General features: G+C 45.4%; 3 protein-coding genes. All 3 read left to right on the top strand.

Going from position 1 to position 2,421, the window contains the following annotated elements; all coding sequences use genetic code 11:
- Positions 1 to 74 precede the first annotated feature (74 nt).
- Positions 75 to 473, top strand: coding sequence for a type VII toxin-antitoxin system MntA family adenylyltransferase antitoxin (mntA, locus tag ACRCZA_RS15490; protein WP_438675290.1), 399 nt, complete (start codon positions 75 to 77; stop codon positions 471 to 473).
- 15 nt (positions 474 to 488) lie between these two features.
- Complete coding sequence (gene hepT / locus ACRCZA_RS15485; protein ID WP_438675289.1) at positions 489 to 917, top strand: type VII toxin-antitoxin system HepT family RNase toxin; 429 nt, start codon at positions 489 to 491, stop codon at positions 915 to 917.
- A gap of 193 nt (positions 918 to 1,110) precedes the next feature.
- On the top strand, positions 1,111 to 2,421 hold a 1,311-nt coding region (locus ACRCZA_RS15480; RefSeq protein ID WP_438675288.1), incomplete at its 3' end, for a DUF3616 domain-containing protein.

Genomic DNA, 2,421 nt, shown 5'->3' with positions numbered 1-2,421 from the left:
CATGTAATCCAACCTATTAAGTCCGACTAAGGCTTGGTACACTTAAAAGATATGACTATCTGAAAGCCAAGCCAATGACGATCGAACAAAGCCATAACTTACAACAACTAAGAGCCTTAGCAGTAAGCCATCCAGAGGTGGCGGTATTATGGCTGTATGGTTCACAGGCGAAAGGAAATGCTAGCAAGCATAGCGATTGGGATTTAGCCGTCGCATTTGATCCAGTGAAGGCAGACAACGTGCTTGATACTCGTATTAGAGCTGAGCTGCTCGCTCTGGATTGGCAAAGGGCACTGGGGTTAGCCGAAGGAAAGCTGTCAGTCGTCGATATAAATCTTGCTCCTATCCCTCTGGCTTTTAGTATCATTAATGCCAACAAACTTATCTTTAGTCGAGATGAAGGTCGAAGAATGCAAGAAGAGTCTCGCATTATGTCGCAAATGGAACTCGATTACTCAGCCAAAAGCCAATAAGGGAACTGTTGTATTATGTCGGATAATACCTATATCTCCTCAATACGTCTAAGCCTTAGCCGCTATCAAGTTGAGCTTGAAGAATTGCGACAATTACTCAGTCAGCGTGCCTTATCTAATCTTGAATATCGTGCCGCAGAGCGGACATTACAGGTATCTATTGAAGCCTGTATTGGTATTGCAAAACATTGGGCAAAGGCTCTTGCTGGGCATAGTCCGCAGGATGCCTACCAAGCATTTGAGATCTTGTGTCAACGAGGTGCACAACCCGCTGATGAATTGAGTGGCTGGCGTAAAGTGATAGGACTTCGTAATGCACTGGTTCATGATTATCTGAATATCGACCCTGAAATAATCCGCAGTGTCATAGCTCAAGGTTATTGCGATAGACTATTTCTCTTTGCTGAGCAGGGGCTAGAGTGGTTATCGCTTAAAAGTGGTTAGAAGACGATGTGAGCATTGCCAATGCTACTTAAGACATAGATGATAGGGCAAACATTTGTGTTTTAATTGGGGCAAAGTACAGAGTTAATCAGTTCTTTTATCTACATTTTTGGTTTTGTCATAATTGTTTTATGTTTCATCAGTAGACTATCTCAAATACATTTATTTTAATTTATAAAGAGATAGGTTACTCGTGAAACAGACATCGCTGAAATACAAAGTATCAATCTGTGCCTTAATTGTATCATCCCTAATGGGGTGTAACTCAGATAATGACAGTCCAACAGTTCCCCCTGAGGTCGAAAAACCCATTCCCGTTACTTTGTTAACTTATCTACCGGCAGCATCCGAATTTGGCAGCTCTGATGCGTCCGGGGCGGTAGCGTTAGACAAGCAATTTATGATTGTGGCTGATGACGAAGTGAACGTATTACGAGTGTACCCTCGCCAATCGATGACCTTAACCTCAGACGCCCCGCTTAGCATAGTGAAAGAATGGGATTTCCGTGAAGTGTCCGGGTTGTCTAAAGAGCTCGATATTGAAGCGTTAAGTTGGTATGCGCCAGGAAAATTACTGGTAGTAGGCTCTCACAGCAATAAGAAAGATGGTGGTGAAGCGGTAGCTGATCGTGGCCATATTATAGCGGTGAGTGTTACAGGCAGTGGGGCGGAAACAGAATTTAAATATATTAGTAAATATTCGCAACTGGAAAACGATCTGATCCAGTGGGATAACGATAATGGCCATGGTAAGGGAGCAGGCTATTTAGGTTTCAGTCGCTCAGCCGGAGGCGGTATTGCGCCAGAAAACGTCCATGGTTTTTCTATCGAAGGGGCGACCATCAGTCACGATGGTAATACCCTACTGCTTGGTTTTCGGGCCCCACAATTGGATCAGCGGTTACGTAATAAAGCTCTTATCGTACCCGTCACCAATTACTTAAAGCTAATCGATGGCAGTGCTGCCAGTGCCGTATTTGGTGAACCGATGGAATTGAACTTGGCGGGTCGTGGTATCCGTGATATTAGTCGTTGGCAGGATCATTACCTGATTGTCAGTGGACCGGCGACGGCCTCAGTGCATGATATTCCGGATAATTTTGCATTGTACCGCTGGCAAGGTGGCGACGATCAGCCAGTACTTTTGGATAACGATTTGGAACAACTACGCGCAGTTAGCAAGGGTAGCATCGAGACTTTGGTGCAACCCCTGTCAGAGCAAACCATGATCGCTGGTTCCCAGATACAACTTCTGCTTGATAATGGTGATACACACTGGCCAGGGAAAGCCGCCGTGTCCAAAGATTTACCGGCCAGTGAACAACAATTCCAGGGTGCTTTTCTGACGTTGGGCCAACAAGCTATTGATCAGCAGGCGCCCGCTTTACTTAAACAATTCCCCGCGGATCAGACCGTGGGGGTCAATACTGATAGCCGCATCGAATTAAGCTTTGATGAAGGACCCAAACGCCTCTTCGCCAGAGATGTCTTTGGCAAAGCTGGC

Source organism: Shewanella sp. (genome assembly GCF_051658185.1).
Classification (GTDB): Bacteria; Pseudomonadota; Gammaproteobacteria; order Enterobacterales; family Shewanellaceae; genus Shewanella.
Note: the sequence above shows the minus strand (reverse complement) of the source record. Positions and strands in the feature narration are given on the sequence as shown.